This window comes from Streptomyces sp. NPDC055239 (assembly GCF_053606205.1).
The window spans coordinates 45918-66223 of sequence record NZ_JBSGRD010000018.1; the positions used below are offsets into that span (position 1 = coordinate 45918).

27 protein-coding genes are annotated in these 20306 nt (G+C 71.0%); 1 reads left to right on the forward strand and 26 read right to left on the reverse strand.

Annotated elements, in window-relative coordinates; translation table 11 throughout:
- Positions 1-187: 187 nt before the first annotated feature.
- Positions 188-442, reverse strand: coding sequence for a hypothetical protein (locus tag ACWFRJ_RS39465; protein WP_453543126.1), 255 nt, complete (start codon positions 440-442; stop codon positions 188-190).
- 555 nt (positions 443-997) lie between these two features.
- Between ACWFRJ_RS39465 and ACWFRJ_RS39470 the strand changes: the two genes are divergently transcribed.
- Complete coding sequence (locus tag ACWFRJ_RS39470; protein WP_453542716.1) at positions 998-1885, forward strand: DUF5655 domain-containing protein; 888 nt, start codon at positions 998-1000, stop codon at positions 1883-1885.
- A 160-nt stretch (positions 1886-2045) separates the two neighbouring features.
- Here the strand turns inward: ACWFRJ_RS39470 and ACWFRJ_RS39475 are convergent, their stop codons facing one another.
- From ACWFRJ_RS39475 to ACWFRJ_RS39595, 25 genes are all read right to left on the reverse strand, one after another.
- Positions 2046-3419: a DUF317 domain-containing protein gene (locus ACWFRJ_RS39475; protein WP_453542720.1), complete on the reverse strand. Its 1374-nt coding sequence runs from the start codon at positions 3417-3419 to the stop codon at positions 2046-2048.
- A gap of 66 nt (positions 3420-3485) precedes the next feature.
- Positions 3486-4604, reverse strand: coding sequence for a DnaB-like helicase N-terminal domain-containing protein (locus ACWFRJ_RS39480; RefSeq protein WP_453542723.1), 1119 nt, complete (start codon positions 4602-4604; stop codon positions 3486-3488).
- Entirely contained in the window at positions 4604-5800 is a 1197-nt protein-coding gene (locus ACWFRJ_RS39485; RefSeq protein WP_453542726.1) for a DNA cytosine methyltransferase, read from the reverse strand. The genes ACWFRJ_RS39480 and ACWFRJ_RS39485 overlap by 1 nt, the downstream gene beginning before the upstream one ends.
- The gene (locus ACWFRJ_RS39490; RefSeq protein WP_453543128.1) at positions 5797-6687 is read right to left on the reverse strand and encodes a hypothetical protein; all 891 of its coding nucleotides are present in this window, start codon (positions 6685-6687) and stop codon (positions 5797-5799) included. The genes ACWFRJ_RS39485 and ACWFRJ_RS39490 overlap by 4 nt, the downstream gene beginning before the upstream one ends.
- Before the next feature lie 67 nt (positions 6688-6754).
- Positions 6755-7222, reverse strand: a complete 468-nt coding sequence (locus ACWFRJ_RS39495) for a hypothetical protein (RefSeq protein WP_453542728.1) — start codon at positions 7220-7222, stop codon at positions 6755-6757.
- Positions 7215-8009 (reverse strand): tryptophan synthase subunit alpha, encoded by a 795-nt coding sequence (locus tag ACWFRJ_RS39500; RefSeq protein ID WP_453543131.1) that lies wholly within the window; start codon positions 8007-8009, stop codon positions 7215-7217. Before ACWFRJ_RS39500 ends, ACWFRJ_RS39495 begins: the two co-directional genes overlap by 8 nt.
- Positions 8010-8045: 36 nt before the next feature.
- A complete protein-coding gene (locus tag ACWFRJ_RS39505) occupies positions 8046-8600 on the reverse strand; it encodes a hypothetical protein (RefSeq protein WP_453542731.1) in 555 nt (184 codons plus the stop codon).
- Between the two features lie 30 nt (positions 8601-8630).
- Positions 8631-8912 carry a hypothetical protein gene (locus tag ACWFRJ_RS39510; protein ID WP_453542734.1) on the reverse strand — a complete coding sequence of 94 codons (282 nt, stop codon included), beginning with the start codon at positions 8910-8912 and terminating at the stop codon, positions 8631-8633.
- The gene (locus tag ACWFRJ_RS39515; protein WP_453542737.1) at positions 8909-9235 is read right to left on the reverse strand and encodes a hypothetical protein; all 327 of its coding nucleotides are present in this window, start codon (positions 9233-9235) and stop codon (positions 8909-8911) included. The genes ACWFRJ_RS39510 and ACWFRJ_RS39515 overlap by 4 nt, the downstream gene beginning before the upstream one ends.
- Before the next feature lie 156 nt (positions 9236-9391).
- Complete coding sequence (locus ACWFRJ_RS39520) at positions 9392-10108, reverse strand: DUF317 domain-containing protein (RefSeq protein WP_453542740.1); 717 nt, start codon at positions 10106-10108, stop codon at positions 9392-9394.
- Positions 10105-10521, reverse strand: coding sequence for a hypothetical protein (locus tag ACWFRJ_RS39525; protein ID WP_453542743.1), 417 nt, complete (start codon positions 10519-10521; stop codon positions 10105-10107). The genes ACWFRJ_RS39520 and ACWFRJ_RS39525 overlap by 4 nt, the downstream gene beginning before the upstream one ends.
- 201 nt (positions 10522-10722) lie before the next feature.
- Positions 10723-11490: a hypothetical protein gene (locus ACWFRJ_RS39530; RefSeq protein ID WP_453542746.1), complete on the reverse strand. Its 768-nt coding sequence runs from the start codon at positions 11488-11490 to the stop codon at positions 10723-10725.
- On the reverse strand, positions 11487-11747 hold the full coding sequence (locus ACWFRJ_RS39535) for a hypothetical protein (RefSeq protein ID WP_453542748.1): 261 nt from the start codon (positions 11745-11747) through the stop codon (positions 11487-11489). Before ACWFRJ_RS39535 ends, ACWFRJ_RS39530 begins: the two co-directional genes overlap by 4 nt.
- 204 nt (positions 11748-11951) lie before the next feature.
- Positions 11952-12410: an XF1762 family protein gene (locus ACWFRJ_RS39540; protein WP_453542751.1), complete on the reverse strand. Its 459-nt coding sequence runs from the start codon at positions 12408-12410 to the stop codon at positions 11952-11954.
- The gene (locus tag ACWFRJ_RS39545; protein ID WP_453542754.1) at positions 12407-14197 is read right to left on the reverse strand and encodes a type IV secretory system conjugative DNA transfer family protein; all 1791 of its coding nucleotides are present in this window, start codon (positions 14195-14197) and stop codon (positions 12407-12409) included. The genes ACWFRJ_RS39540 and ACWFRJ_RS39545 overlap by 4 nt, the downstream gene beginning before the upstream one ends.
- 34 nt (positions 14198-14231) lie before the next feature.
- Positions 14232-15011, reverse strand: coding sequence for a DUF317 domain-containing protein (locus ACWFRJ_RS39550; protein ID WP_453542757.1), 780 nt, complete (start codon positions 15009-15011; stop codon positions 14232-14234).
- Between the two features lie 2 nt (positions 15012-15013).
- Positions 15014-15985, reverse strand: a complete 972-nt coding sequence (locus ACWFRJ_RS39555; protein WP_453542759.1) for a DUF317 domain-containing protein — start codon at positions 15983-15985, stop codon at positions 15014-15016.
- Complete coding sequence (locus ACWFRJ_RS39560) at positions 15958-16413, reverse strand: DUF317 domain-containing protein (protein WP_453542762.1); 456 nt, start codon at positions 16411-16413, stop codon at positions 15958-15960. The genes ACWFRJ_RS39555 and ACWFRJ_RS39560 overlap by 28 nt, the downstream gene beginning before the upstream one ends.
- Complete coding sequence (locus ACWFRJ_RS39565) at positions 16410-16766, reverse strand: hypothetical protein (RefSeq protein WP_453542765.1); 357 nt, start codon at positions 16764-16766, stop codon at positions 16410-16412. The genes ACWFRJ_RS39560 and ACWFRJ_RS39565 overlap by 4 nt, the downstream gene beginning before the upstream one ends.
- A 27-nt stretch (positions 16767-16793) precedes the next feature.
- On the reverse strand, positions 16794-17591 hold the full coding sequence (locus ACWFRJ_RS39570) for a DUF317 domain-containing protein (RefSeq protein ID WP_453542768.1): 798 nt from the start codon (positions 17589-17591) through the stop codon (positions 16794-16796).
- The gene (locus ACWFRJ_RS39575) at positions 17588-17971 is read right to left on the reverse strand and encodes a hypothetical protein (protein ID WP_453542771.1); all 384 of its coding nucleotides are present in this window, start codon (positions 17969-17971) and stop codon (positions 17588-17590) included. The genes ACWFRJ_RS39570 and ACWFRJ_RS39575 overlap by 4 nt, the downstream gene beginning before the upstream one ends.
- 20 nt (positions 17972-17991) lie before the next feature.
- Positions 17992-18117, reverse strand: a complete 126-nt coding sequence (locus ACWFRJ_RS39580) for a hypothetical protein (protein WP_453542774.1) — start codon at positions 18115-18117, stop codon at positions 17992-17994.
- Positions 18118-18238: 121 nt separating this feature from the next.
- Complete coding sequence (locus ACWFRJ_RS39585; protein WP_453542777.1) at positions 18239-18646, reverse strand: hypothetical protein; 408 nt, start codon at positions 18644-18646, stop codon at positions 18239-18241.
- Positions 18647-18815: 169 nt separating this feature from the next.
- Complete coding sequence (locus tag ACWFRJ_RS39590; protein ID WP_453542779.1) at positions 18816-19577, reverse strand: hypothetical protein; 762 nt, start codon at positions 19575-19577, stop codon at positions 18816-18818.
- Between the two features lie 24 nt (positions 19578-19601).
- Positions 19602-20297 carry a hypothetical protein gene (locus ACWFRJ_RS39595; protein WP_453542782.1) on the reverse strand — a complete coding sequence of 232 codons (696 nt, stop codon included), beginning with the start codon at positions 20295-20297 and terminating at the stop codon, positions 19602-19604.
- Positions 20298-20306: the final 9 nt, after the last annotated feature.

The window sequence follows — 20306 nt, forward strand, 5'->3', positions numbered from 1 at the left end:
TCCTGACCTCCCCGCATCTACCACCACAATGACGGTCCGGCTGGCTGAGCGGAACACACCACCGAATCGGGCAACAGGGTCTAACGAAACCGGGGATCCACCGGGCCGGCTGATGGTGGCCAGTCAGCGCTGGACGGAGGTTCGCCGTGCTCGGGCTGGGGCTTCTTCAAGTGAGGGCGGGGGAGCGTCAGGCGTCGGCCCGGTTGTACTCAGGCTCTCCGCTTTCGAGCACGCGGAGTAGGGAGGCAGTAACTACGCGCGTTCCACGGCCGATCTGGAGCACGCGGCACGGGAACTGTCCCTGACGGACGAGGTCGTAGCCTTTCGCACGGGAGAACCCGAAGGCTTTGGAGGCATCTGCCACGCTGCTGGTGCCACCCCAGGTGGCACGGATGTGCATGGGGCTGTATGCGGCATTCCCGGCATGCGCATCGGTGATCATTGGGCTCACGCGGTGACTCCTGGGGTGGTTACGCGTTTCTGACGCGGCGAACGGGGCGATCTGTATGGACGCGAGGGCTCTCTGTCGACGAGAAAGCAGGTTGACTGCTCGAAGCGACGTCGAGGTACCCATGGTGCGCAGGAAGGCCGGTTTGGCTAACCGGCGTTCCTGGGCTATGTTGCCCAGCTCTCAGATGATTCGGGCGTGGCGCCGGGACCGTAGTCGCTTTCTCGTGGGGTGGGGCCGTTTCGGTCGTGGTGATGGAGTTCCGCTTCAACGTGTAGCGGGTGACATAGCACCACGTCGCTGATCTGGCAAGCATGCAGTTCAAGAAGGGTCCGAGTCCCCGGAGTTGGGCCCTTTGTTTTTCCCGTGCTGGATTGGTGCTGGATACCGGCGAGGCCCCGGAGGGTCCTGTGGCGGCACCCTTGGGGAAGGGCAAGTGAGCACGGTAGAGCGGCCCATGTGTACACCTTCTTCACGGCCCCAAAGCCGTTCGCGGAAACAAACCTGAGCCCACTCGGCGTTGACGATCTCTGAGCCGAGGAGGGGAAGGTGTCGGGCCTGAAGCTGTTCAATACAAAAAGCGGCGTGACCGAGGTCACGCCGCGTCTCGCTGATGTCGAGGCGGATGTGCAGAGCCTTGTCGAGGCACACATGGAGACGTTGCTGGGCGTCCGGTCCCTGGCGAGCGAGTACAGCACCGGGCCGGTACACGGTGGTCGGATCGACTCGCTCGGGTTGGACGAGAACGGGTCGCCGGTCATCGTCGAGTACAAGCGCGGCACGGATGCCGGCGTCATCAACCAGGGTTTGTTCTACCTCTCGTGGCTGATGGACCACCGCCGTGAGTTCGAGCACTTGGTCCGCGACCGGCTGGGGGCGACGGCCGTGTCCCAGGTCCTGTGGAGCGGCCCGCGTCTGATCTGCATTGCCGGCGACTTCACCCGCTACGACGTACACGCCGTGCGCGAGCACCGGCGCTCGATCGACCTGGTCCGCTACCGGCTCTTCGGCAGCGACCTGCTCGGCCTGGAGACCGTGGCTTCCGTCAGCGGCGGCATACAGGTAGCACGGCGGGCACGCAGTAACGCGGCTGGCGGGGCGGCGGCTGATGTCCAGGGCGCGGCGATGGCGGAGTTGGCATGCGCGGTTGACGAGGCCCTGCTCGGGCTCGGGGACGGTGTGAACCGTGTGGAGCGCAAGCAGTATCGGGCGTATCGGCGGCTGCGGAACTTCGCGTGCCTGTGTCCGCCGCAGCGCAGCAAGCTGCTGGTCTACCTGAGGGTCGACCCGAGGAACGTCGACCTGGTACCGGGTTTCACCCGGGACGTGTCGGGTCTCGGGCACCACGGGACGGGTGATCTGGAGGTGCAGCTTCGCAGGCCGAGGGACGTGGCGCGGGCGCAGGATCTGTTCCGGGCGAGCTACGCGGCGGTGTGAACGCCTGCCGTCTTTTGGCCGTGGCTGCTCTGTGGTCGTGGGGTGTTGCCTTTCGACGTGCGGGTGGGACGTGGCGGTGGACTATCAATGATGCGCGGGATCGCCGGTTTGGCTAACCGGCGATCCCGCGCTATGTTCCCTCGCTCTTAAGTGCCTAGGTTCAGCGTGAGCGGCTGGCAGTCGCGTTGGCCGTGACCGTTGGGATGGCCGCCGGGCTGGTGAGGAGGCTCGGCGTGTGTCCGGTGCCGGCGGTCTGGGGGCGGCGCAGGCCCGTGTCGTGGGCGAGGGTCTCGGAGAGGTCGGCCAGCAGCGAACTCGGGGTGTGCGGGGAGGCGGTGAGGGTCCAGGTGGGACGGTCCGGGTCGGGGCCGGCCCAGATGGTCCAGGTGGCCAGGTTCTGGCCCGGGTGGTGCTGGGCGGTGAAGGCGTCGAAGCGGACGCCTGCGTCCCCGGCGGGGGAGGTCCAGCGGATCCAGCGGCCGTCCACGGTGTGCTTCCATCCGGCGTCGGAGAGCGGCTGTGTGGCCGCGGTGACCATCTTCTCGTTCACGGGGGCGCCGATGGTGGTGTCCCAGCCGTCGCCGTCGGCGAGGTGGTTCAGCAGCTCCTTCAGAACCGGGGCGGGGGTGGCGCCGGTCGCGGTGAGGACCCACATGCGGTCGGAGGCGGGGGTCTCGTAGGCGGCCACGGTCCATGCGGTCTCGTGGGCGGGGGTGTCGTGGATGCGCTCGATGCGCAGGGTCTGGGACTCGTGGATGGCGTGGGTCGTTTCGTCGGACCAGGTGCGCCACTTCTCGAACTCGCCGTGCGCGTCGAGGAAGGTGTCCAGGAGGGCGTCGTGGTCGCCGGCATCGGCCAGGTAGACCGGGACGGTCTCCGGCTCCGGGCGGGAGGGTTCGGACTTGGCCGCGGTCACGTCGAAGACGGAGCGGGCTTCGATGGCGGCGTGTTCGGTGTCGGTCAGGGGCGCCGGGCCGGGGCGCATCTCGGCCGCGTGGACCTTTTCGAAGGCGAGCAGGGCTTGGGCGGGTGAGTCGAAGGTGTCGGCGACCTGGCGCAGGTGGTCCTCGCCGTGCAGGTAGACGGACTTGCCGCCGGGGTTGAGGTAGGTGCCGACCGCGACGGTGGTGTGGCCGTCGCGGGCGTGGGCGTGGATGAGGAGCTGGCCGTGGCGGATGTCGTCGTGGATCTTCTGCGCTTGGTTGGAGACCTCGCGGATCTCGCTGCGGGTGCACCAGGGCATCGGGTAGTTGGCCCAGGTCCATTCCTCGTCCATGGCCTCCCGGAGCCGAGGGGTGATCTCGACGGCGATGCCCTCGGTGAGCAGGTGTTTGGCGGCGTCCTCGGCCCAGTGGGGCTCCTCATGATCGATTCGGGCCAGGATCAGGACGTTGGTGGCGGCGATGCTCCAGTTGGCAGCCTCCAGAGCCATGAGAGCGACGTGGGCCTGGCTGCCGGTCAGGACGGCCTGCACGGCGCTGGGATGCGTGGGGTGGGTGTCGAGGTGGACGTGGGCGTCGATGTCAGGAGTCATGTGAGGGTGTCGTCTCTTCTGCCGGTGGCCGGGCCTTCGGGTCCGGCCACCGGCGTACGCGGGTTGTTATCGGGTTGCTCGCGTGGCACGGGAGGTGTGCGCGGCCGTGGTGGTCGGCGGGCCGGCGCGGGCGGGGGGTGCGGGGCGCTGAGGTTGAGTGGGGGCCGGTTTGGTGGCGTGCTGCCAGCGGGTGCGGACGGCGGCGATGTCGGCGAGGGAGCGGCGGGCGCCGACGACGAGTTGGAAGGGGGTGTTGGCCGGGTCGGCGGCGTATGCCTCGATGCGCCGGCCAGCCTGATCGGCGGTGGCCAGGAGGGAGCGCTGCAGGGTGCGCTCGCCCCAGTACTCCAGGGAGCCGGTCGGTTCAGCCAGCAGGCAGAGCACGTCACCGGGTTCGCTTCCCTCGTCCAGCAGGCCGCGCTGTTGGGCCTCCCACAGGACGGTGACGGGGTCGATGGGCTCGCCTCGTCGGGCGAGTGCGGTCAGGCACTGCCACAGACCGGCATGCAGCGGCAGGGTCAGGTCGTCGGGGAGCAGCCACCGAAGCGAGTCGATGTCGGCCGGGTGGGCGGTGGCGGTCGCGAGCAGCCACTGCTCCTCCTCGACCGCGGCCCTGCGGTCGGGTGCGACGGGCGGTGGTGGGGCCGCGGTGCGGGGCAGCATTCCGGCACGTGGGGGGAAGCGGCTCGCGATGTCGTCCACGAGGGCGCCGAGGGCTTCGGCCTCGGCGAGCACCGTCGGGACGGGGTGGGGGAGGGAGTCGTCGTGGACGGTCTGGACGAGATGTTCGGCGGCCCTTAGCAAGCGGCGGCGGGCGTGCTCGGCCTCAACCATCCGCGCGTAGGCCGGTGCGTGCTGTGGCCAGGGGCAGACTTGGATCAGGGTGTGCAGGTAGGTGGCGGTCAGTCCGCGCGCCTGCTCACGTCCCGTGGCAAGCACCTGGTCGAGCCAGTTGGTGTTCTTCGCGTGCTCGGCGGGGTCGGGCGGCGGCAGGGTGCTGATCGCGGCGTATAGGGCGGCGTGCTCGGCGGTGGAGAACGAGTTGGCAGCGATGCCGGTCACGTCGCCGAGCCGGTGCGGATCGAGGAGGAGGGCCCCGAGGAGGGCCTGCTCGACGTGGAACACCGGCTGCGGCGGTGCAATCGCGTCGAGGCCGTCTTCGTCGGGTACGGGGGCGAGGGGCATCAGGCGGCGAGGGTGAAGTCGTCGGGGTCGAGGGCGACGCCGAGGTGCGGGGCGAGGAGGTGGCCGGCCAGCAGTGGGGGCACGGCGTTGCCGATCTGGCCGAAGACCTGGCCCTTGTTGCCGGCCCAGGGATAGTCGGCGGGGAACGTCTGCAGGATGCCCGCCTCGCGGGCGGTGATCCGGATCGGCTCCGGCACGGACGGTGAGTCTGTGGATGGCGTGGGCGCCGAGGCCGGGTCGGCGACCCAGGTGCACTCGTTCGCGCGGTGTCCGAAGAAGAGCGTGCCTGCCGGTTCCGACAGCGGGCGGATGGTGGCGTTGGCCTGGTTGTTGCTGCGCAGGGACCAGGACCAGGGTTGCGCCCCGGCGCCGTCGCGGTGGCGGACTACACCGTCCGCCCGGGGCATCCAGGTGCCCCGCTCCCGGGCATCCGACAGCGTCTTGCGGGAGCCTGAGGGGAAGGGTTCGGGTCCGCCGCCCGGTCCGCCGCCTGCGCAGACGGTGGGGACGGGGCGGTCGGTCGCGCCCCATCCCAGGGCCTGGGCCATGCTGACCCAGCGGGCGCGGCCCGGCCCGAACAGCGATTCGGGCTCGGCGATTTGAGCGTGCGTCGGCGTGGGGGGCTGCGCCGTACGGACCCGGGAGGCGAGGAGTATCGCCCGCCGTCGCGTCTGCGGGACGCCGAAGTCGGCGGCGTTGAGGATGCCGTACCAGACGGAGAAGCCCCAGGACCGGAGGATGGCCGCGTACTGCTTCCACAGTGGCAGCACGTCCGGCACTTCTTCCATGGCGACCCAGTCGGGCTCGCCGACCGCGTTCAGGGCGTGGAGGTAGCGCATGGGCTCGGCTGCGAGCAGGGAGCGCTCGTCGCGGCAGGCGGCGAGGAGGCGTTCGCGGGTGTCACGGCCGGCGGCCAGGTCCTCGACCGCCGCGTGCACCAGCGGCTGGTCGAGCAGGCCGAGGCGCTTGCCGGCCTTGCTCCACGCCTGACACGGAGGCGAAGCGATCACGCCGCGGGTGCGGCCGATGAAGGGCCAGGTCGGATACATGGCCACGTCGGTGCGGATGGTCAACTGGCCAGCCGTGGCACGGGTTTTGCACGCCCACCTGTCCCATTCCAGGCCGATGTCGCGTACGCCGAGGACGTGCAGGGCTCTGCTCCAGCCGCCCGGCCCCGCGAAGAGGTCGAGTATCACGTGGCCAGCCCGAAGTCGTCCTGCGTCAGCGCGTCGGTGTCTCCGCGGCACGCCCAGGGCGAGCAGCCGTCTGCGACGCCGTTCTCCAGCGCGTCGGCCTCGTCCGTGCCGATGCGCAGGGCGGCTCGTTCGGCGGCGGTGACGTGGTCGATGGGGGCCTGGCTCAGGGGGACGCGGGAGCGGTGCAGGAATGCCTCGCCGAGCAGTCGGTTGCCCGTCGCGTTGGCGCGGGCATTGCCCTGCCGGATGGCCGCGTCGAATGCGACGACGTCCGCCCACTCGGACGGAGAGGTATCCCTGATATGCCGCCACTGCGCATTTCCGTGGAACGGGCAGCCCAAGCAACTCGATTTGGGTGTATCGGCAAGCCCGAGTGACGTCAGGTAGCGGATACAGTCGTCTCTGCTCCAGTTGAGGTCCAGGAGGGGATGCCTGTTGCGCATGTACTTGACGTCGGCGTCTTTGGCGCGGTGGAATTCATCGGTGGAGATTCCCACCCACTGCTCGACAAATACCCCCTTGGGGATACGTGAAGGGTAGGGGTATCCGAGCAGTTCGCGCACCTTCTGCTTTATCGGCTTCACCTTGTATTCGCCGGTGCACTGCCTTCGAGTCATCCCAGGTCGCCCATCCTGGTTGAGGATGTGAAGCGGCATGGATGCGAACCGGTGATCCGGGTTCAGGGCGTCACTGCGGATGTTCCCGGACGACACTCGCAGTACCGGAATTCCGGCGGGCTCGGCTATCTCCTTATCTATGCGGTCAAGGTGGGTGTAAACCGCTTCGGGTTCCCAGCCTGTGTCGGCGAAAATCGCGTAGTCGACCCTGGGGAGAATTCCCTCGGCCGACAGGGCGAGGAGGGTGCTGGATTGAACTCCCGCACCCAGGGAAAGGGCGCGGAACTGAGGCTGCTCTGAAATGTTCTGTCCTGGGAGTGGGGGAATGGGGGCGCCCTCAGTGCGATGGGCGGGTGAGCGGGCCGGGCGGGGCCAGCGGGTCGCGGCGTGTGGCGCGATAGAGGGCGGGGACGTGGTCGAGGAGGTCGGTGGCCGACGCGATGAACTGCTGGGGTGACGGGCCGATGAGGACGGCCCGTCCCGGCGCGGCATCGGCTTGGCGGCGCCGGTTCTCCACGGCGCGGGCGAGGGCCGCGGTCAGTTCGGCGCCCGCGTCCTGGGCGGCCTTGGCGATCTGCGCGACTCGTTCGAGGAGGAGAAGATCCGCGGACGAGGGCTGCGGTGTGTGCGCGGCGAGGTCGACGAACAGCCGCAGGGCGGTGCCGGCGAGTTCCTGAGCATCGGTGATCCGCGCGGCCAGCGCGGTTGCGTGGTCGGGAGCGGGGGTGCGCAGAGCCCGGTGCAGGGCGAGGGCGTCAGCTGTGATCCGGTCGAGGATCTGGGCCGGCGTGAAGCGGTCAGACACGGGTCTCCGGGGTGGCGTGCGGTGTCAGGGCATGGGCGAACGCGGCAGTCAGCGCGGGGGCTTGCGCGGGATCGGTAGCCAGGGCGCGGACGAGGGGGGTGCCGATGACGACGGCGTCCACCAGCGGTGCGACGCGGGCTGCGAGGGCGGGGGTGGAGATCCCCACGCCCGAGACCACGGGCAGCGGGCTCGCGGCGCGCAGGCGCCCGGTGAAGTCGGCGAGCGCCGGGATGTCGAGCGGGCCGCGGTAGCCGGTGGGCGCCGTGCTCGCGGGCGCGTAGAGCCATCCCGACGCCCCGGCGGTCACATGGGCGAGGTCGGTGTCCGCGCGGTGGCGGGGGACCAGGCGCGGGGTGCGAAGGTTTGCGTCCTTCGCTGCGGCCTGCCAGCGGCCTGCCTGGTGCTCGGGCAGATCGACGACCATCACGCCGGCGGCACCGGCGTCGGCGAACAGGCGGGCCAGGCGTTCGGGATGTTGGCTGACGGGTTCCCAGTAGGTCATGACGACGGTCGGCCGCAGGCCGGCGGCGTGCTCGACCGTGCGGAGGGTGCGGTCGAGGGTGTTCCCGCGTCGCAAGGCGCGGTGGTAAGCGGCCTGGATGACCGGTCCGTCGAGGCCAGCGGTGTGGTGGGCGAGCCCCACCTCGAACAGGGAGGCGCCTGCCTGCGCGATCTGGTCGAGATGACGGCGCTCGACGTGGGACGGGTGCAGGCCGGCGGTAACGAACACGCCCAGCGCGCAACGGGGGTGGGTAAGGAGGCTGTGGAGGGTGTCGGCGGTGGCCAGGAGGGGGCCTTTCGGCGGTTGGGCTGTCGCCGCAGGTCAGCGGTGGCGTGCGGCGGATGAAGCCGGGGCGGCCGGGGGTGCGGCGGCGCTCCGGCCGTGAGTGACGCGCAGGCCGGGCCGGTTGCTGAAGGCGGGAGCCACGCGGTCGAGGGTCTGGGCGATCTGCTGGGCCTGTTCGTGGGCGTTGGCGAGCTGTTCGGCGACACCCTGGGGAAATCGGTCCCACTGGACCCGGTATTGGTAGCGGTGCAGGATCTCGGCGGCGTTGCGCAGCTGCTCGGCGACCTGCCGCAGGACTGCGGTCTGCTGCTCCGGGGCAGTCGCGGTGTGGGTGGCCTGCAAGAGCGCGTCCAGGGCGGCGGGCAGCGGCTCGTCGTGGGTGGGCAGGCCGTAGAGAGCGGCGTGCAGGGCCTGGGCGTAGGCCGTCACGGGCCCACCTCGCGAGCGGTAGTCGTACTGGGCCGCTGCTTGCCGGCGGGCGCCGAAGCTGACGGTCACGTCCCGGGGAGCGGCACCGGGGCGGATCTGATCGGCGAGAGCTTGGGCGAGGTCATGCACGGTCGGGGCGTAGGAGGACGTGGTGTCTCCCATCGGGGTTGGTGGTGACGTCTGCAGGAGTGGTCAGCGAGCGCGGCGGCGGGCCGAAGGGGCGGCGCTCTGCGGGGTGGCGGCGGGAGCTGAGGAGGGGCGGGCAGCACCGGGGATGTCGGCCGGCGTGGGGATGCCGAGGCGGACGCGGACGCTGAGACCGTGGGCGTATCCGTGCGCCTCGGCAGCCGTGACAACCCCGAGCAGCCCGCGCTCGTCCAGCCCGTCGCGCGGGCGGTAGGACGAACCGTCTGTCGTGGGGACGAAGCCGTTCTGCTCCAGTACGGACCGGGCGGTGGCGGTCGCCGCGGTCACGGCAACGGTGCCGTCGCCGAACTGGAAGTGCAGGTCTGGGCCGCCTGCGGGCTGGTCGGGATTCCGCGGGTCGTCCAGGAAAGGTCGATGAGGTCGTGGGTGTGGGCCAGCAGTCCGTACATCGCGATGCCGGCGCGCTCCTGTGCGTCCTGCGCGGTGCCCGGTGGCAGCAGGTACAGCCTGCGGCCCAGGTGTTGCATGGGGTGGAACCCGGCCTCGGTCAGCAGCCGGTCGGCGTCGCGGATGCGGCGGTTGAGGACGACGAAGGTGTGTCCGTCGTCCGTGGACCCGATGAACACATCGGGGATGTCCAGAAGAGGCACGGTGGTCCAAGGTCTTTGGCGGGTCAGGAGGGGTGCCAGTGGGCTCGTGCCCACCGGCGTGAACGGCGGGGAGCGCGGCCGAGAGGGGCAAGGGGCACTAACGAGTCGATTGAGAGGGGCTGTGCGGGCAGGGGAGTCTCCGAAGGTAAGGAGCGCTCAGCGTCGCCGGTTTGAGCGGGTGAGCTGAGCGAGGGCATGGTCGACATGAGGGTTGATCGCAGCCCCGCGGACCGGAGTGATGAGACCGCTGTGCTCGTAGCGGGTGCTCAGCGGGACGTCGGCGAAGACGCGCTCGACCGCCGTCGGCGCAGCCAGGTGGGCGAAGAAGTTGCCGACGAGGCGCTGGGGGGTCTCCTGGGTGAAAGTGGCCAGCGGCGCGTTGTCGAAGTAGAGGTGTGCGACCTGCCAGGCGATCTCGGCGTCGGGCGCGTACTGCAGGCGGCAGTACAGGTCGGGTGAGATGAACGATCCGTGCTCACTGGACCAGTCGTTGAGTTCGGCAAGCTCGTCCAAGGGCCGGTCGGTGACGGGGATGCGTTCGGCGTGCCGGGTATCGCCCAGCAGCTGGGACAGGGCCTGTGTGACCGCGGCCACCGCTTCCAGGGGCGCCTGTCGGCTGAACACCGCCTCCCAGTACGGCTCGTGGTGAGCGACCCTGCACCAGCGGCCGAGCGGGTGCAGTGGGGTGAAGCCGACGAAGATGCTGCCGTCGGGGCTGCCGATGCTGATGTGACCGCTGTCGGCGTCGTGCTCGTGCTTCCATCCGAAAAGGTGGATGAGGGGACCGATGACGTCGGCGATCCGGTCGCCGGCCCCGGCCATGTAGCGCGGGGAGACCATGACCCGGTCCGTCGGCGCGTACGCGCGGCTCACCGGCGCGCCCCGCGTGCCGTCTCGGCCTGGGGCCGGTGGGCGGGAGCGGTCGACACGGTGGCCTTCTGCGCGCTCGACGCGGTGGGCGCGGGCGCGTTGGCGTAGTCCTCGCTGATTCCGGCGGCGAGGTAGTGGCAGGCGGTCGCGCACAGGTCGAGTTGGTGGGCGGCGTCGTCGAGGTGGCCGCGCATCTGCGGGATGGCCTCGGCGTGCCGGGCCCTGCGGATCGCCTCGCTGTCGGCGGGATAGCCGGCGAAGTGCTGGCCTTCGTAGGGGTTGGCCAGCAGTACGTGGGCGAGGTCGGTGCCCGCGAGAGCGGAGGAGGAAACGACCGAGGCCATCAGCTCCAGGCTCGCCCGGCTGCCCGCGATGGTGGTGTAGGGACTGCTGTCGAGGGCCTTCAGACGCAGCACGGCGGTGGTGGTGAGGGCCTGTGCCGTCAGCAGGAGGGGACTGATGCGGTGCAGCGCGTCGGTGCCGGGGGTGTAGGCGGCGTCCCGGACGCGTGCCTGCAGTGCTTCGAAGTCGGCGGCGAGTTGCCGCAGTTGGCCGACTCCTTCAAGCAGGCCGGGTGGGGCGGTGGCGATAGAGGGCTCCCGAAGGTGGAGAACAGGTCAGAGGCGTCGGGCGGCAGCCGGGACTGCGGGGGACAGCGCGACGTGCCGAGTGCTGGGGCTGGTGTCTGGCCGGCGCGCTGGTTGGGTGAGTGCGGCGGCGAGCGCGGTGATGCCGGCGGGGGTGAGGTACACGCGGTCCTGGAGCGGCCCGCTGTGATAGGCGGGAAGCGCGGTGTGGGGAAGGCGTTCGGCCAGATGCTTGGCTTCCAGGCTGCGCAGGGTGCTCATCAGCACTTTGGGTTCGCGGGAGCGGTTGTACTCCCGGCCCAGCGAAGAGCTGGCCACGACGTGGCCGCAGGCGATTTGCTCCAGTGCCGCGTGCTGGATGACAGTGAGGCGGCTATCGGGCGCCGTCTGGGCTTCGGGGTGGCGGCGCAGCATCTGCTGGGCGACGACGTGGGCGCTGTACATCACGGTGTCGGTGGCCAGCGCTGTCAGCTCTCGTGCCATGGGCGGGCCGTGCTCGGCGGATGCGCCGCTCAGGAAGGCCAGTTGGCGCAGGCGGATCTGCGCCTGTGCCAGCTCCTCGCTGGCGTGGAGGCGCTGGTCGACGATGGCCTTGAGGACGTTGAGCGTGTCAGTGGCCAGGCTGGCCGCAGAGTCGGCGTGATCCCCGGGGCCTGATGTGGCTCTGGCGCTCACGACCACGTCAATCGCATCGTTGTGCCGGGAATACGCACCGGCGAGGGCAAGGAGCTGTTCCACGGGTGTCGGAACGTCGAAGAGGGTCGTCTCACCGGACGCCAGGATTCTGTCCAAGGTCACCGCCGGTGAGGTCGCACGGGCGCCCGTGCGACCTGCTGCCCAGGACTAGAGGCCCGTGATGCCTCGGGTGGCGTGGGCAGGGAGGCGCGCTCTTCGAGGAGTGCGGACACGTCGTTGAGGTGTCGGGTGCAGGCCAGCGCCTGCTGTTTCGTGCCGGGTTGGGTGATCGCCCGCAAGTAGACGTCGGGCTCGCTGTTGCCGCATTCGAGGCAGCAACGGCCATCGGAGGGCCAGTCGTCGGGGACTTCGTGAATCATCGGCAAGGAGTGTGGTCCAGGAAGATGGGGTGACAGGGAGGCAGGTGTCGTCATGCTCGCCGCCGGGCGGCCGGGGCCGGTGCGCTCGCAGCGGCGGGGGCGGCCGTTGCGACTTCAGTGGTGTGCGGGCGGCGGCCAGGGACAGGCCGGCGTCGTCGAGGTCGGTGGGCTCGTAGGTGTGCAGGTCGTCTCCAGGCCGGTGCGTCAGGGGGCTTGCCACAGGAAGCGGGCGACGTGGTCGTTGCCGTGGCCGGCCCGGGGGCGGGAGGGGGTGTGCCATCCGGCCCGGGGCGGGCGGCTGGCGATCAGGCGCCAGCCCGCGCCGCGCAGGGAGGCGCCGTTCTCGCCCTCCTGGGTGAAGGTGATCAAGCGCCGGTATCCGAGGGCTTTCGTCGCCCGCCACGATGCGCCGTACAGCGGGGAGTTGGCGTTGCGGGTGCCGTCGCTGGCGGTACGGGTGACTTCGAGGGTGGCGCCGTCGTCGAGGTGACGGGCGACGGGCCGGCCGACGATGGCCACGGCGTGCAAGACGCCGGTCTCGTCGGCGGCTCCGACGGCGAAGATCTGTCCTGCGGGCGGCGGGTGGTGACGGTGCCAGGTGCGCACGAAGTCCTTCGCCTCCCGGGAGCGGACCGGCACCAGGTGCAGCCGGGCCTCGCTCACACGGCCTTCCCGAAGTCGGACTGGCTCGGTGCGTGCTTCGCCACGGCGCGGGCGGTGATCGCTTGCGAGGCGCGGGCGGATGCCGTGGACAGGTCCTTGGCGCCGGGTTCGAGGTACCACGGGCGCAGGTCGAGCATGGCGGCGCGCATGCCGGTGGCGAAGCAGAGTGCGGTGCCCTTGGGCAGGGCGCGGATGGCGTCGGCGGGCAGGATCCGCTCCTGCCGCATCGAGACGGAGGTCGACTTGCCGGACTCGGAGTGCGAGGTGGAGGTGGTCTCCACATCATGGTCGCCGATCAGGCGGGACAGCTTGTCGGCGAAGTCCGGGTCGTCGATACCGGCTCCGATGACCTTGACGGTGGAGGCGGACCACATGGCGTCCATGCCGGCGTCGCCCCAGACCTTCTGCCCCTGCCGGTAGGACTGGAGGATGGTGATCGGGATGATGCCGCGGCTGCCGAGGTGGGAGTACAGGTCCGGCAGGTCGCTGATTTTGCAGACGTTGGCGGCCTCGTCGAGGATCGCCAGCATCGGCGGGTCGAGCCTGCCGCCGGCGCGTTCGGCCTGGGCGGTCGCGGCGCGCATCACCGAGTCCGCGCAGGCCGCGATCAGTGCGGAGGCTCCGCCGCCGCCGTCCTTGCTCAGCAGGAACAGCGTGTCGGTGGAGGTGACGAACTGTGCGGGGCGGAACTCGGGGACGTCCTTCTGGGGGGTCACCCAGGCCGCGATCTCGGAGTTGAGCAGGGCGGCGGCGTACTGGCGGGCGGTTTCGAAGATGCCGTCCCTGGTCTCCGGCGGCCCCTCGACGGTTCCCTTGAGCTGGGCGGCGACGGCGGCGAATCCATGGTCACGGAGGATGTCGAGCGGGGTGCGGTCGGCGGGGAAGGCGAGCCAGGCCATGATGTCGGTGATCGGCCGCTCGTCGAGGGCGGCGGCCAGCAGGAGCTGGGACAGGATGTTGCTGCCGGCCTTGGACCAGAAGTCGCCCTGCGCGCTCGCGTCGACGCTCGCGGCCAGGAAGTGGCCCGCCAACCGGCCGGCCCCGTCGAGGGTTTTCGCGGTGGCGAGGGGGTTCCACCACATCTCGCGGGTGGCGTGGGCGATCTGTTGCGGGTCCATGGTCCACACCGCTCCTGCCTGCGCGCGGGCCTCGTAGGCGGTGGTGAAGGCGTCGCCGGCGGCCTTGTTCGAGGTCAGCAGGACCGGTCCGGGCGCGCTGAGCATGGAGGGGATGGCCAGTGAGGTGGTTTTGCCGGATCGGGGGGCCATGATCGCGACGGCGACGTCCTCGAAGCCCATCCGTACCTCGTGGCGGCTGCCTTGGAGGTTGCCGAGCAGGATGCCGGTGTCCTTCGCCTCGATGCGCTTGGCGTCCTTCAGGCTCGGGCGCAGGGAACGGGCCTTGGTGGTGATCGCCTTGGCCATCAGCGGCTCGATATCCCGCGCCTTGGCCATGTCGGTGATCTTCTTCTTCCGTCCGCCGCTGCGGTTCTTGTGCCGGGCCCACAGGACGCCCGCGGCAGCTCCGAGGGCCAGGAACAGGAGAACGGGAACGATGCGGGTACCGATGAGCAGGGATGTTTCGCTTGCGTGGGGCCAGACCTGCTGGGGGTGGAGCAGGGCGTTGGTCGGCTGGTACGGCGCCCGGGCGGCGCCGGTGAGGTAGGCGGTGATGTTGCCGGACAGCCAGGCGAGGTGGGACAGCGGGACGACGATCGCGAGCGCGCCGAACAGGAGGCGCAGGACGAGGTCGTACCCGTCGGTGGAGCTGTTGGAGGAGGGTGGCAAAGGGCTACGCACTTCCGGGCGGGGACAAAGGGGGTCAGCGGCTGCGGCCGTTGGTGAACGGCGGCCTGCGCAGGGTGTTTGGGACTGCGGGCGGGCTGGTACCGCGGACGGTGAGGGAGCGGACGCGCTCTTCCAGGGCGGAGGCGACCTGCACGGTGGGCACTTCGCGGCGCGTAACGGTGATGAGCTTGGGGTTGTAGGTCGGGAGGCTGCGCAGGCCGTTGGCCCGTGGCACGGCGGCCGGATCGGCGAGGGCGGTGGTGAACGCGGTGATCAGGTGCGAGGGCGTGTGTGTGCCGAAGCGGGCCTGCCACACCGGCCGGTTCGGACCGAGCGTGGAGGTGACGAACCAGGCTCCCGGTTCTTCCGCGTTGCCCGGCCGCTGGACGTACGCGATGCCGCCGGGCGACTCAAGGCCGTTGTCCGTGGAGGCGGGCGTCCAGCCGCTCTGCCGAAGCGGCTCATATGGATCGAAGGGCGTGTCCCCCGGCGGGGCTGGGTCGGTGAGGGCATCGGTGACAGCCGCGATGAGTTCGACCGGGGTGCGGGCGCCGAAGCTCGCGGACCAGGGGGGCCGGCCGGGCCCTGGTGCGTGCTGGAGGGTCCACCACGGTCCGTCGGGGTCGGGCTCCAGGCGCAGGAGCGCCTTCTGGCCGGGGCTGGAGAGGATCACGCGGGGCATCAGGGGGTCGTTGCCGTGGCTCCAGCCGCAGGCGCGGTGGAGGGGGATGGTGATCCAGGCGGGGTTACCGCCGCCGGCGAGGTGGCGCGGGGTGATGAAGTCGACCTCGACGGTCTCGAAAGTCGGGGGCATGGTCACTTGCGTGCCACGGTGCGCCGGGCGGGTGTGCGGGCCGGTGCGGGGGCCAGCGGGGAACGGGCTTTGCGGGCGGCGGTGTTGATTTCCCGGAGCGTTGTGCCGTGGGTGGCCCAGGCGTCGAGGTAGCTCCATGATTCGGCGTGATGCTCGGCGAGGGCGTCGTCGAAGTCGGTGGTGCCGGGCTTGGCGGTGTCGGGGAGGGTGTCTCGGGTTTCCAGCCACTGCTCGTGCAGTTCGTCGAGTCGGTCCAGGGCGTCGCGCAGGACGCCCAACTGGTAGACCCAGCGGCCTTGCACCGTGTTGTCCGGCAGCTGGGCCAGCTGTGTCTCGGCGGTGGCCAGCCGGTGGCGGGCGCCGTGGCGGAGCGGCTCGAAGGCTTCGGCGGTGTCGGCGTCGCGCTGGCTGGCGCGCAGGCCGTAGGCGTGGTCGTCGTGAGGCCAGCCGTCGAGGTCGGTGTGCTCCTCGGAGTAGGCGTCCCAGGCGTCGAGGATCGTCTTGCTGTCCCGCACGTAGTGGTCGAGGTGGCGCAGGAAGTCGCGGTGCGCGTGGTGGTCGGTGGAGATGAGGTGGGGTCCTGTCGGTTCAGCGGCGGGCGGCGGACGGCACGGTGCTGGCGTTCGCCGGGGGCGCCGCGGGTTTCGTCTGCTGCCGCGGGAGGCGCGGGCCTGCGCCAAGAGCGCCTTGAGGCGCGCGGTGTGGGCGTCGACCACCTGCTGGGGGCGCAGCGGGCTGGGCTCCTGCACGGCGTTGTAATGGCCGGTGCGGTCGTACATGCCGCGCTGGAGCGGGCTGGGGTCGGCCAGCGCGTTGAGGAACGAGGCGATCAGGTGGGTGGGGGTGTGCTCGTCGAAGTAGGCGTGCCAGATGCGCGGGCCGGGGAACTCTCCGTGGCCGGGTTCGCGGGTCTCGACGTGCCAGGACGGCTGGTCGCGGAATTCGCTCAGCGGGCGCAGTTCGATATGACACATGGAATCTGGCGAGCGCGCTGTGCCGTTGGGGGCGCGGTGCCAGCCCGCCGAGGTGACCGGCTCCCACGGGTCCAGTTCCTGTGGCGGCGCGGCGATGAGGGCGTCGGTGAAGCCGGTGAGGTCTCGGCGGGCACGCGTTCGCCGAACTCGGCGTACCATCCCGGATCCTGGTTGGTGGGCTCGGCCCGCAGCCGCCACCACGCGGAGGTGGCGGACTGCGGGTCGAACTGGAGCCGGTGGCGAAGGTCGGGGCTGCGCAGCACGATCTCGGCACTCAGCGGATCGGAGACGGCCTTCCAGCCGGCGGCGGCCAGGCCGTGGGTGACGTGGCGGGCGTCTCCAGGCCCGGCGAGGTGGCGGGGGCTGGTGTCGAACGGGATCTGCCAGGCGTGCTGGTCGGCGAAGGCGGCGAGCTGCCCGTCGCTCACCGGCACCAGCAGCACCCCGGCTCGCTCGGGACGCCGCTGGCGTACAGGTCGCGCAGGTCGTCCAGGACGTAGTGCAGGGTGTGCTGGTCGGCCTGTCCCCCGGCGGCGGTACGCAGTTCGTCGACCAGGAGGTCGGTGGCCGCACCGCGGGGTGTGTCGGGGTGCTCCTGCACGGCGCGGGCGAGGGCGCGCAGGGTGTCGGCGAGCTGGACGGGCAGGCCCGTGTATTCGTCCAGCAGAGGCTCGACCAGGGCGAGGGCCTTCGCGGGGTCGGGGTTCTCGCGCAGGTAGTCGGTGAGGTCCGCCAGTGTTTCGGTCAGGGTGTGGATGGTGTCCGGGGTGAGTGCGGGCATCGGGCTCCTTGGATCGGGGTGACGGGGTCAGCGGCGGGTGCGCGCGCTGCCGGCCGGGGTGTAGGGGCGGGCGGTGGTACGCGGCCGGGTGCTGCGGGCGCTGTTGCGGGCCCAGGTGGCGGCGCGGGCGGCGGCGATCCGGGCCTGCTGCCACGCACCGAGCTGGGAGGGCTTGACCGAGACCGACCAGGTGCGAATCTGCGTGCTGTGCGGGACGCGTCCGCGCGGGCGCATCAGAGGGTCGGGGTGGGCGAGTTCGGTGGTGAAGGCTTGCACCAGGTGCATCGGCGTGTTCGGCGTGAAGTCGGCCGTCCAGCCGTTGCCCTGCTTGTCCTTTGCTCCGGTCCACCACATCGCCGAGCCGTCGGCGTCCCGGCGGTACTGCATCCAGGTGGTGCCGTCGGGGCTGGTCGCCGTGTAGTCGCCGTTCTCCAAGCGCGTGTGCCAGTCCTGCTCCTGCAGGGGCGCCCAGACGTTGGGGGCGTGGGCGGAGCGGGGACGGTGGAGGGCATCGGTCAGACCGGCGACGATCTCCACCGGCGTCTGCCGGCCCAGGCGGGCCGTCCACTCGCCGTCGGGACCGTGGCCGTGGATGGTCCATCCGCCGGGCAGGACGAAGGGGTCGTAGGCGACCCGGACCGTGCGGTCCGGGCTCTCCATGAGTAGAGGGCCGCCCGTCTTGGATTTGTCCCGCCAGCCCGAGGCGCGCAGGAATTCCGAGACGTGCCGGACGTCGCCGCCGCCGGCCAGGGCACGAGGCTGGACGAGGTAGTGCTGCTCGGCCTGCTCGCCGGCCCCCCAGCCCTGCCACTGCTTGTTCTTCACCGGCGCCGCCTCACGACGAGCGGTGCGGGAGCCGTCGGTCTCGCCGCGGTGGTGGCGGGCTGGGTGCCGACGCGCTTGAGGGTGTCTTGGTGGTCGTCCAGGTCGAGGGTGATGTCGTGCAGTTCGTTCGAGGCGCGGCCCAGAGCAAGCCACACTTCCGCGGGCAGAGCGCCCCGCTCGGCCTGGTCCTTGGCGAACATGCTGCCGGTGGCGACGAGGTGGGTGACGCCGCCGAGGACTCCGCTGTCCGGGTCCACTACGCGGGCGATGACCTGCGCGGCCTGGGGCGGGGGAAGCTGCGAGAGGTGGTCGGCGAGCTGGCCGAGCTGGCGGGCTATCTCATCGGCCAGCCGCACCGGATACGCAGTGGGGTGAGTCATGCTCCTCCAGGTCGGGGCGGTCAGTAGTGGTGGCGATGGCCGATGCGCTGGGTCTCGGTGCGGACGGCCTCGGGGCGGGCGCCGGCCAGCGGAGAGGTGCGGTCGGGGCCGGTCGGGGTGCAGGCGCGCAGGTAGCGGCGGAACAAGGCGGTCGCGAGCCGGGGCGTGAGCCGGTTGCTGATCGGTGGGGGTGTGCGGGCTGCTACGGCTTTCTCCGGGGATCGGGCGGCTGGCCCCGGCGGGGTGCCGGGGCCAGCCGGACGGGACTTATGGGGTGCGGCGGGCCGGTGCGGGGCGGGAGGGGAAGTTGGCCGGCGCCGCATGCGGTGCGGCAGGGCGGGCCGCGGGGGTGCGGATGTCGTGCACGGCCTGCCGGTAGGCGGCGTCGTCGAAGACCTCGGGCGAGCAGTTGACCTCGTAACCGGCCAGCAGCAGAGCGGGGAAGGCGCGAGTGGCCAAGCGCTTCTGCTCCTGGGCACCGAGGTGTTCGGGCACGGTGTGCCAGATGTACAGCGGCCCGCCCGTGGGAAGTTCGTGGCATTCCAGGCCGAGCTGCTCCAGCAGGTCGTGCAGCTTGGCGGGGGCGCCGGTGGGGGTGTCGGCGTGGAGGGTGGTCGTCAGGGCCTTGACGTAGATCTCGACATCCGTGCCGTTCTCGTCGGCCAGGTTCGCCATGTGTTTCTCTCCGGGGTCAACGGCGGCGGGGCTAGCGAGGGTTGGGTGCCTCCTTGGAGGCCGCGGCGGCGATCCAGGCCCGGACGGCGCCTCGCTGGTGAGAGGCCGCAGCGCTGGACTGGGGCCGCGACGGCGGTCAGGATCTCTGGTCTGGGCGGTAGCGACCGCTTCACCGAGACCGGGTGGCTGGGGTATGGCTGCCAGCCGGTACCGGCGGCATGGACGCCGGAGCGGAGGTGGGTGCGGTCCGGCCTGCGGGGTGCTGGAGGCCGGTGCCGATGCCGATCGCTTCCAGCTGCGGGCCGAGCTCGCGCAGGGCGCGGGCCTGTGCCTGGGTGTCGTCGCCGCTCAGGCGGTAGATGCCGCTCAGCGGGTCCTGGAGGAAGCCGTGGGCGATGAGGATTGAATCGGCGCGGTCGTCGACGGGGGCGGTGGCGACGCTGCCGTCGTGCTGCCAGGTCAGCACGATCCGGTCCGGCTGGGAGGGCTGGAGGCCGTCCAGGGCGTTGTGCCGGACCTGGGCGAGCGCGCTGTCGTAGCGGGCGAGTAGGTCACCGGCGACTTGCTCGGCGCCCAGGAACGGGTCGTCCGCCAGGGCGATGCCGTTGGGCTCGGCGACGGCGCGATACGCCTCATCGGGCAGGGCGCGCGGGGCGACGGCGGCGACGAGGAATCCCTCGCGTTCGTCATGCCGGTCCAGGACGACGAGCTGCGCGCCGTCGGGGCGGCTCAGGACGGCGGCCTGCTGCAGCGGGTGCTCGGCGAGCGCGGCGGCAACCAGGTCCAAGTCCCAGATGTGGTCGGTGAGTTCGGCGAGGTCGTCCTTGGCATCTGCCGGGAGGTGGGAGCTGGTCCAGGTGCCGGGGAGTTCACCGGCGAGGACGTCGGCATACGAGGCGAGGCGCTCGGAGGGGGTGTCGTGGTCGTGCATGGTGTCCTTGGGCGAGTTGAGGGGTCAGCGGCGCAGGCCGGCGGCCACCGGAGGCGGCGGGGCCGGGAGCGTGCGGGGCGGGGGCGGGCAAGCGCACACGGCGGAGCGCTCGCGTTCGGCGGCGGGGACCTCTGCGCTGCACGTGCTGCGGCCGGGGTGCACAGCGTGCCGGTCGGCGAGCTGGTTGCGGGTGTCGGCGAGGTCGGTGCGGATGATGCGCAGATACTCGTCGGCGAGGTAGCGCAGCCGCTGGGCGATGTGCGGGTCGGCCGCTTGGTCGAGACCGTCGTGGAAGTCGGCGGTGACGGTGAGGACTTCGGTCAGCGCGGCGAGGATGCCGTCGTGGGCGGCGGTCAGCTCGATCAGTGCGTCGGCCGCCTCGTCGGTGGTGGTCGCCTCGCGGATCCGCTCGGCGAGGTGGGCGACGGAGGAGCCCAGCGGCAGGTAACTGACCGGACGGGCATCGGTGTCGAAGTCCTCGTCGCAGTCGACGTGATACCCGGCGACCCGGAGGCGGGCGACAGCGTTGGTCGCGAGATGTGACTCGTCGTCCTGGGTGAGGCCGGTGGGGGCGCGGTGGTAGGTCTCGTGGACGCGGACGACGGCGATGAATCCCGCGCGCTGCAGAACGCTGTGAGCCTCGGAGTCCCCGCTGCGGGCCAGGATTTCGTCGGAGTGCGGGTCCCGGCGGATGTCCAGGAAGCGGTCGGACAGGGGCAAGAGAGACGT

Excerpts from the sequence above, each read along its gene's own strand:
- ACWFRJ_RS39465 (WP_453543126.1), bottom strand. The coding sequence starts at position 442 with ATGATCACCGATGCGCATGCCGGGAATGCCGCATACAGCCCCATGCAC.
- ACWFRJ_RS39475 (WP_453542720.1), bottom strand. The coding sequence starts at position 3,419 with ATGACTCCTGACATCGACGCCCACGTCCACCTCGACACCCACCCCACG.
- ACWFRJ_RS39480 (WP_453542723.1), bottom strand. The coding sequence starts at position 4,604 with ATGCCCCTCGCCCCCGTACCCGACGAAGACGGCCTCGACGCGATTGCA.
- ACWFRJ_RS39505 (WP_453542731.1), bottom strand. The coding sequence starts at position 8,600 with ATGGGAGACACCACGTCCTCCTACGCCCCGACCGTGCATGACCTCGCC.
- ACWFRJ_RS39535 (WP_453542748.1), bottom strand. The coding sequence starts at position 11,747 with ATGATTCACGAAGTCCCCGACGACTGGCCCTCCGATGGCCGTTGCTGC.
- ACWFRJ_RS39550 (WP_453542757.1), bottom strand. The coding sequence starts at position 15,011 with ATGCCCCCGACTTTCGAGACCGTCGAGGTCGACTTCATCACCCCGCGC.
- ACWFRJ_RS39555 (WP_453542759.1), bottom strand. The coding sequence starts at position 15,985 with ATGTGTCATATCGAACTGCGCCCGCTGAGCGAATTCCGCGACCAGCCG.
- ACWFRJ_RS39565 (WP_453542765.1), bottom strand. The coding sequence starts at position 16,766 with ATGCCCGCACTCACCCCGGACACCATCCACACCCTGACCGAAACACTG.
- ACWFRJ_RS39575 (WP_453542771.1), bottom strand. The coding sequence starts at position 17,971 with ATGACTCACCCCACTGCGTATCCGGTGCGGCTGGCCGATGAGATAGCC.
- ACWFRJ_RS39585 (WP_453542777.1), bottom strand. The coding sequence starts at position 18,646 with ATGGCGAACCTGGCCGACGAGAACGGCACGGATGTCGAGATCTACGTC.
- ACWFRJ_RS39590 (WP_453542779.1), bottom strand. The coding sequence starts at position 19,577 with ATGCACGACCACGACACCCCCTCCGAGCGCCTCGCCTCGTATGCCGAC.